This is a genomic window from Cupriavidus campinensis (assembly GCF_905397395.1).
Lineage (GTDB): Bacteria > Pseudomonadota > Gammaproteobacteria > Burkholderiales > Burkholderiaceae > Cupriavidus > Cupriavidus campinensis.
The window spans coordinates 1-7,220 of record NZ_CAJPVH010000110.1 but is presented as its reverse complement, the minus strand read 5'-3'; the positions used below and the strand labels follow the sequence as shown (position 1 = coordinate 7,220).

9 protein-coding genes are annotated in these 7,220 nt (G+C 68.0%); 4 read left to right on the top strand and 5 right to left on the bottom strand.

The genetic code is table 11. The features are described 5' to 3' along the window. The 4 genes from KHO18_RS27750 to KHO18_RS27735 form a co-directional block, all read left to right on the top strand. Positions 1-967 (top strand): esterase/lipase family protein (locus tag KHO18_RS27750; RefSeq protein ID WP_211944272.1); only part of this gene is annotated, 967 nt, incomplete at its 5' end. Between the two features lie 72 nt (positions 968-1,039). Further along, entirely contained in the window at positions 1,040-2,035 is a 996-nt protein-coding gene (locus KHO18_RS27745; RefSeq protein WP_211944271.1) for a UDP-2,3-diacylglucosamine diphosphatase, read from the top strand. Positions 2,036-2,088: 53 nt separating this feature from the next. After that, a complete protein-coding gene (locus KHO18_RS27740) occupies positions 2,089-3,177 on the top strand; it encodes a glycosyltransferase family 4 protein (protein ID WP_144201599.1) in 1,089 nt (362 codons plus the stop codon). Next, positions 3,134-3,589, top strand: coding sequence for a diacylglycerol kinase (locus KHO18_RS27735; RefSeq protein WP_144201601.1), 456 nt, complete (start codon positions 3,134-3,136; stop codon positions 3,587-3,589). Before KHO18_RS27740 ends, KHO18_RS27735 begins: the two co-directional genes overlap by 44 nt. Positions 3,590-3,618: 29 nt before the next feature. Here the strand turns inward: KHO18_RS27735 and KHO18_RS27730 are convergent, their stop codons facing one another. The 5 genes from KHO18_RS27730 to KHO18_RS27710 all read right to left on the bottom strand — a co-directional run. Next, entirely contained in the window at positions 3,619-4,203 is a 585-nt protein-coding gene (locus KHO18_RS27730; RefSeq protein ID WP_211944270.1) for an LOG family protein, read from the bottom strand. Next, positions 4,200-4,913 carry a TetR/AcrR family transcriptional regulator gene (locus tag KHO18_RS27725; RefSeq protein ID WP_144201605.1) on the bottom strand — a complete coding sequence of 238 codons (714 nt, stop codon included), beginning with the start codon at positions 4,911-4,913 and terminating at the stop codon, positions 4,200-4,202. The genes KHO18_RS27730 and KHO18_RS27725 overlap by 4 nt, the downstream gene beginning before the upstream one ends. Before the next feature lie 104 nt (positions 4,914-5,017). Further along, positions 5,018-5,629 carry a DUF924 family protein gene (locus KHO18_RS27720; protein WP_211944269.1) on the bottom strand — a complete coding sequence of 204 codons (612 nt, stop codon included), beginning with the start codon at positions 5,627-5,629 and terminating at the stop codon, positions 5,018-5,020. Then, positions 5,616-6,038 (bottom strand): group II truncated hemoglobin, encoded by a 423-nt coding sequence (locus tag KHO18_RS27715; protein ID WP_144201609.1) that lies wholly within the window; start codon positions 6,036-6,038, stop codon positions 5,616-5,618. Before KHO18_RS27715 ends, KHO18_RS27720 begins: the two co-directional genes overlap by 14 nt. 30 nt (positions 6,039-6,068) lie before the next feature. Beyond that, positions 6,069-7,220: ABC transporter permease (locus tag KHO18_RS27710; RefSeq protein ID WP_322791035.1), on the bottom strand; the 1,152-nt coding region annotated here is incomplete at its 5' end.

The window sequence follows — 7,220 nt, the reverse complement described above, 5'->3', positions numbered from 1 at the left end:
CATCGCGGCCGGCTTGGCCGAAGGGGCCGGCTGGCCGTGGCCGCTCGCCATTGGCGCGGCGCTGCTGGCCGTGCCGGTGGGCTTCGGCATCGGCGTGGGGATTGCCTTTGTCGCCACGCTGGGCGGCGCGGGCATCCCGCCGGACGCGCGCCTGCCCCATCCGCCCGATGCCCCCCCGCGCCAGCCGCTCGGCCTCTCGGGCGCGCTCGCCTGCTATCTCTCCGAATGCCGTGCGGTCTTCCGCATGTTCAACTGGCTCCAGCCGTTCCGCTCGCGCCTCACCTTTGCGCCACCCGCCAACGCCGACACCGACGCCCCGACGGTGCTGCTGGTGCACGGCTACGGCTGCAACCATGCGATCTGGCTCGATATGGCGCCCGCGCTGGCCGCCGCCGGCTATCGCTGCGAAGGGATCGACCTCGAACCCGTGCTGGGCGATATCGACGACTATGCCCCGACCCTGCTCGCCCGCATGCGCGACATCGCCGCGCGCACGGGCCAGCCGCCGCTCGTGGTCTGCCACAGCATGGGCGGGCTCGCCGCGCGGGCCGCGCAGGTGATGGCGTTGCGGGAGGCTGACATGGGCGCCGATCCGGCACCGCCCTGCGCGGGCATCGTCACGCTCGGCTCGCCCCATCATGGCTGTGCCCTCGCCCGCTTCGGCAGTGGCCGCAATGCGCGCCAGATGCGCTGGCACAGCCCGTGGCTGCAAGCACTGGCGCTGGCGGAGACGCCGGCCCTGCGCGCGCGCATCGTCTCGGTGTTCAGCTGGCACGACTCCATCGCCGGGCCGCCCGGCACCGCGTGGCTCGACGGCGCGCGCAACGTGCCGCTGGCCGGCATCGGCCATGTTTCCTTGCTGCGCCACCCGCGCGCCGTGGACGCCACGCTGGCCGCGCTGGCCGCCCTACGCACCCCGGCGCCGATGCCGCAACAAGCCCCGCAGCACACCTCGATCTTCATGTGACATTCATGTTTCCGTCACGGCACCGTCACGCGGCAAGGGCTCAATGCACCCATCGCCGATACCGGGGCCGCCATGGTTCAAGCTCTCCAGTTTGCTCGGGGGCGTCTGTCGAGGGCCGCGCAACGCCTGCGCGGCAAGCCTGACACCACGCTCTCGCTGTCCGCCGCGCTGGCGGCCTTCATGCCGCCGCCGACGGAACTGTCGCCGACCGCTCCCGCCGCCCCGGCCTTCCACGCCGAAACAGGCAACCGCCCCGCCTCCGCCACGGAACCTCCCACGCACCGCTACCGCGCCATCTGGCTGTCCGATATCCACCTCGGCACGCCGGGCTGCCAGGCCACCTATCTGCTCGACTTCCTCAAGCACAACGAATCCGACGTGCTCTATCTGGTGGGCGACATCATCGATGGCTGGCAGCTGCGCCGGGGCTGGTACTGGCCGCAGAGCCACAACGACGTGGTGCAGAAGCTGCTGCGCAAGGCGCGCAAGGGTACGGAAGTGGTCTACGTGCCCGGCAACCACGACGAAGTGGCGCGCCAGTTCGATGGCATGGCCTTTGGCGACGTCACCGTGCGCGAGGACGCCATCCACGTGACCGCCACCGGCCGCCGGCTCTGGGTGGTGCATGGCGATTTGTTCGATGGCGTGGTGCAGCACGCGCGCTGGCTGGCCTACCTCGGCGACTCGCTCTACACGATGATCCTGGCGCTGAATCGCCATTTCAACCGCATCCGCACCCGGCTCGGCTTCGAGTACTGGTCGATCTCGCAATTCCTGAAGCACCAGGTCAAGAACGCGGTCAGCTACATCAACTCGTTCGAGCACGCGATGGTGGACGAGGCGCGCCGGCGCGGCTGCGACGGCGTGGTCTGCGGCCACATCCACAAGGCCGAGATCCGCGAGGTGGACGGCCAGCTCTACTGCAATGACGGCGACTGGGTGGAGAGCCTTTCGGCGCTGGTCGAGACCATGGAAGGCGAGCTCAAGATCGTCTACTGGACCACGCTGCTCGATCCGCCCGAGCCAGTCGGACGCCGCCGCCGCCGCGCCACCGAGATGGCGCTTTGACACGCCCCGCCCCCACGACACCTCACCCGGCCACACTGCCGCAAGGAGATTCGATGCGAGTCATGATTGTCACGGATGCCTGGGAGCCCCAGGTCAACGGCGTGGTGCGCACGCTCAAGTCCACGCGCCGCGAACTGGAGGCGATGGGCCACACGGTGGACCTGCTGACGCCGCTGGAATTCCGCACCGTGCCATGCCCGACGTATCCGGAGATCCGCCTGTCGCTGCTGCCGACGGCCAAGGTACGCGCCCGCATCGACGCTTTCCGCCCGGAGGCCCTGCACATCGCCACCGAGGGCCCGCTCGGCCTGGCCGCGCGCCGTTACGCCATGCGCCACGGCCTGCCGTTCACCACGGCCTACCACACGCGCTTCCCGGAGTACGTGCAGGCCCGCTTCGGCATCCCGCTGGCGTGGACCTACCGCTTCCTGCGCTGGTTCCACGGTCCGGCACGCGCGGTGATGGCGCCCACGCCGGTGGTGCTGCACGACCTGCATCAATACGGCATCAGCCACGGCGTGCTGTGGACGCGCGGCGTGGACCTCGACGTCTTCACCGCCGAGCGCGCCAACGTGCTCAACACCGCCCACCCGATCTTCCTCTACGTGGGCCGCGTGGCCGTGGAGAAGAACGTGGAGGCCTTCCTCCAGCTCGACTTGCCCGGCTCGAAATGGGTAGTGGGCGACGGCCCGGCGCTGGCCGGGCTGAAGGCGCGCTATCCGTCCGCCAGCTATCTCGGCGTGCTCAAGCAACCGGATCTGGCCAAGGTGTATGCTTCTGCCGATGTCTTCGTGTTCCCGAGCCGCACCGATACCTTCGGGCTGGTGCTGCTGGAAGCGCTGGCGAGCGGCCTGCCCGTGGCGGCGTACCCGGTTACCGGGCCGATCGATGTGCTGGGCGACAGCCCGGCCGGCGTGATGCACGAGGATTTGCGCGAAGCCTGCCTCGAGGCGCTGCGCATCGACCGCGTCACCGCTCGCGCCCACGCCGAGAAGTTCTCGTGGCGCGCCGCGTCCGAGCAGTTCCTCGCTCACCTGCGGCCGTTGCCAGCGTCGGCAGCCCCCCAAGACTCCACGGCTCCCACCGCTGCGCACGATCATGCCAAAACCGCATCCCCCGCTGCCGTCCGCTCCGGAGACTGAGTACTCGGTCGAGAACAATCCCCACAAAGGCAATCGCGGCATCCGCCGCGCCTGGCACGCGGCGATCAACTCGCTGTCCGGCCTGCGCTACGCGGTGCTCGAGGAGAGCGCGTTTCGGCAGGAACTGACGCTGGTGGTGATTTTCACGCCCTGCGCGTTCCTGCTGCCGATCTCGGCGGTCGAGCGGATCTTGCTGCTGGGGACGCTGCTGCTGGTGCTGATCGTGGAATTGCTGAATTCCAGCGTGGAGGCCGCCGTGGACCGCATCTCGCTCGAGCGGCACAGCCTGTCGAAGCGCGCCAAGGACTTTGGCAGCGCGGCGGTCATGCTGGCGCTCGTGCTGTGCGGCGGCACCTGGATGGCCATCGGCGGGCCGCACGTGGTGCGGTGGATCGGCGGCTGGCTGGGCTAGGGGGGCCCGCCGGGGCTAACCTTGGCGGGTCAGGTCTCGTCGCGCTTCTCGATCCACTTGTCCACGCGCACGCGCGGGGCGGCGGCCAGCTTGCCGAGCAGCGCGCCGGGTGTGTCGGACACGTGCAGCATGTCGGCGTGCACCTGCTTCAGGAACCCCTCGCCCACGGCGTGGTTCAGAAAGGCCAGCATGCCGTCGTAGAAGCCGGCCACGTTCAGCAGGCCGACCGGCTTGTCGTGATAGCCGAGCTGGGCCCAGGTGAACGTTTCGAACAGCTCTTCGAAGGTGCCCACGCCGCCCGGCATGGCAATGAACGCGTCCGAGCGGTCGGCCATCATCTGCTTGCGCTCGTGCATGTTGCGCACCACGTGCAACTCGGTCAGGCCACGATGGCCGACTTCCTTCTGCATCAGCGCATCGGGAATCACGCCGATGGCCGTGCCGCCGTGCGCCAGCACGCTGTCCGCCACGATGCCCATCAGCCCGACCTTGCCACCGCCGTAAACCAGCGCAAGGCCCTGTTGGGCCATGGTGGCGCCCAGCACGCGCGCCGCCTCGGCATATTCCGGGCGGAAGCCGGGGCTGGACCCGCAATACACGCAAACCGATTTCACTGTCTTTCCTTCTTCGCAGCAGCGGCGGCCTCGGCCTCCGCCTTGGAGACGGCGTACTCGCGCGCCAGTTGATCGAACGCTTCACGCGCCTTGCCGCGCAGGTACGGGGCCAGGATCGAGAAGATGTGATAGCTCGAACCGTGCAGGTAGCCCCGGATCTGCTCGGGATCGTTGTACTGCCGCGGATGCTGCACGAACTGGAACGACAACCAGTACGTGGCAATTACAACAATATTGGTACAAACCGCGTCCACCTGCTCCGGCGTGGCTTCCATATCGCCGTCTTCCTGGAACTGGCGGCAGATCTCCAGCGCGAAGCGTTTCTTCTGCTCCACGATGCGCTTGAAATTGGTCTCCAGCATCCGGTTGCGCGCCAGCAGGTCGTTGATGTCGCGGTACAGGAAGCGGTAGTTCCACAGGAACTCGGACATGTACTGGAGGTAGCCCCAGCTCTCGCCCAGCGTGGCCTTGTGGTCCTCCGGCATCTTCAGGCGGCGCTCCATCTCCTGCTCGAAGCGCACGAAGATGGAGTTGATGATGTCGTCCTTGTTGCGGAAGTGGTAGTAGAGATTGCCGGGGCTGATCTCCATGGCTTCCGCGATCGTCGTGGTGGTGACGTTGGGCTCGCCCAGCTCATTGAACAGGCGCAGCGAGACGTCGAGGATGCGGTCTCGGGTTCGGCGCGGGCCGGCTTGCGGTTTGGCTTCCATGGGGTCGGGCGGGCTCTCGAATCGGCAGGATTGGGATTATAAGCAATCGGGTCGGGCGGACAGCCCGCCAAGCGGCGAAAACGCCACTAGCGGGGCGGCGCCCCTCAAAACGAGGAACCGGGCTGCTTCAGGAACGCCAGTTCGTCGTCCGTGCTGGCGCGGCCCAGCACGGCGTTGCGGTGCGGAAACCGGCCGAAGCGCGCGATGATTTCCTGATGCTTGACGGCCCACTCCACGCTATCGACTTCGCCGCCGGTGTCCTCGCGCAGCGTGATGTACTCGCGCACGGCGATGTCCTGCGCCTCGGGCGACTCGGCGTGCTCGAACGGCAGGTAGCAGAACATGCGATGCCACGGCGTGGGCAGTTCGCGGTCCCAGCCCTGCGCGAGCATCCGGCGGGCCAGCGCCTGCGCCTGCGCATCCGTGGCGAAGGTGCGCGGATCGCCCCGGAACATGTTGCGCGGGAACTGGTCGAGCAGTATCAGGCGGGCGCAGGTACCTTCGGGCGTGCTGGACCAGTCGTCCGCCGCACCGTCATGTGCCCCCTCGTACGCGGCCTGCCAGGTTGGCAGGAAGGTGTCGCGGATGGTGGCGTCGAAGGCGTCGCGCTTGGTGAACCACTCCTTCCGCGCGGTATTCCAGATGGCCGAGCCGGGCGTGCCGAACCAGAAGTCCAGCACGTCCTGCGCACCCTTCACATGCTTAACGCTGCACATTTCGCATCCAGTCGGCGGTCTGGAAGAACGCCTGCATCAGCCGCAACTGCAGGTCTTCGGGCAAGCCGATGTCCTGCATCGCCAGCGCCATGGCGCGCATCCACTGGTCGCGTTCCAGCGTGCCGATCTCGAACGGCATATGGCGTGCGCGCAGGCGCGGGTGGCCAAAGCGCTCGATAAAATGGTTCGGGCCGCCCAGCCAGCCGCACAGGAACCAGAACAGCTTGTCGCGGGAACCATCGAGCGAAGGCGGATGGATCGAGCGGAGCTGCTTGAACTCGGGCTCCAGGTCCATCAGGTCATAGAAGCGGTCCACCAGCTCGCGCACGCGGGCCTCGCCGCCGACCAGTTCGTAGGCGGTGACTTCCTGGGTGGCGGCGTCGGTCGGTTCGGAAGGTTCGGTAATCATGTCAAATCGAGAAGAATCGCTGCACGGCGGTCACTGCACGTCGCGCAGCGTGGCCAGCGCTGGCTGCCGCAGCACCTCGCGCAGGCCCAGCCAGCCGCCGGCAAAAGCGCACAGCATGCCAGAAACCACCCCCACCGGCACGATCCACACGTTGAACCGGTACGGGAAATCGAATACGAACTGAGACAGCGCCCAGCCCACCGCGATGGCGCCGAGGCTGGCCAGCAGCCCCGCCAGCCCGCCCACGACAAGGAATTCGGCGTACTGCGTCTGGCGCACCGTGGCGGCGCTCGCGCCAAGGGCCTTGAGCAGGCCGGCGTCGCGCTTGCGCTCGTCGCGCGCGCCGGAAAGCGCCGCATACAGCACCGTCACGCCGGCCAGCAGCGTGAAGACGAACAGGAACTCCACGGCGGCGATCACCTGATCGAGCACCGCCTGGATCTGGCGCAGGATCAAATCCGTGTTGACCACGGTGATGTTCGGGAAGCTGGCCGTGAGCCGGTTGCCAAGCGCCGACTTGGCCGGCGGCAGGTGGAAGGCGGTGATGTAGGTCTCGGGCAGGCCCTGCATCTTGTCCGTAGGCAGGATCACGAAGAAGTTCACGCGCATCGAGCCCCAGTCCAGCTTGCGCAGCGAGGTGACCGGCGCCTCCACGGTCTGGCCGGCCACGTCGAAGCGCAGCGTGTCGCCCAGCTTGATATGGAGCGTCTTGGCGATGCCCTCCTCCACGGACGCCCCGCCGGCATCGCCGGTCCAGCGCCCGGCAATCACCTCGTTGCCCTCGGGCAGCCTGTCTGTATACGAGAGGTTGAATTCCCGCTCGACCAGATTGCGCGCCCGGCCGTCCGGGTAGGTGCTGGCCTGGATCGGGCGATCGTCGATATGCGTCAGGCGGCCGCGCACCATCGGGTAGAGCAGGTCGCGGATGCCATTGGTGGCCAGCATCGCGCGCAGCGGCTCGCGCTGGTCGGGCTGGATATTGATGATGAAGCGATTGGGGGCGTCGGCCGGCGTGGCGTTGCGCCAGGAATCGACCAGATCGTTGCGCGTCATGCCAAGCAGCAGCAGCGCCATCAGCCCCACGGCCAGCGCCACGGTCTGGAGCACGGTCACGCCGCGCCGGCGCTCGAGCACGGCCAGCGCGAAGCGCCAGCCCACGCTGCCGCGCGCCCGGCCGCGCAT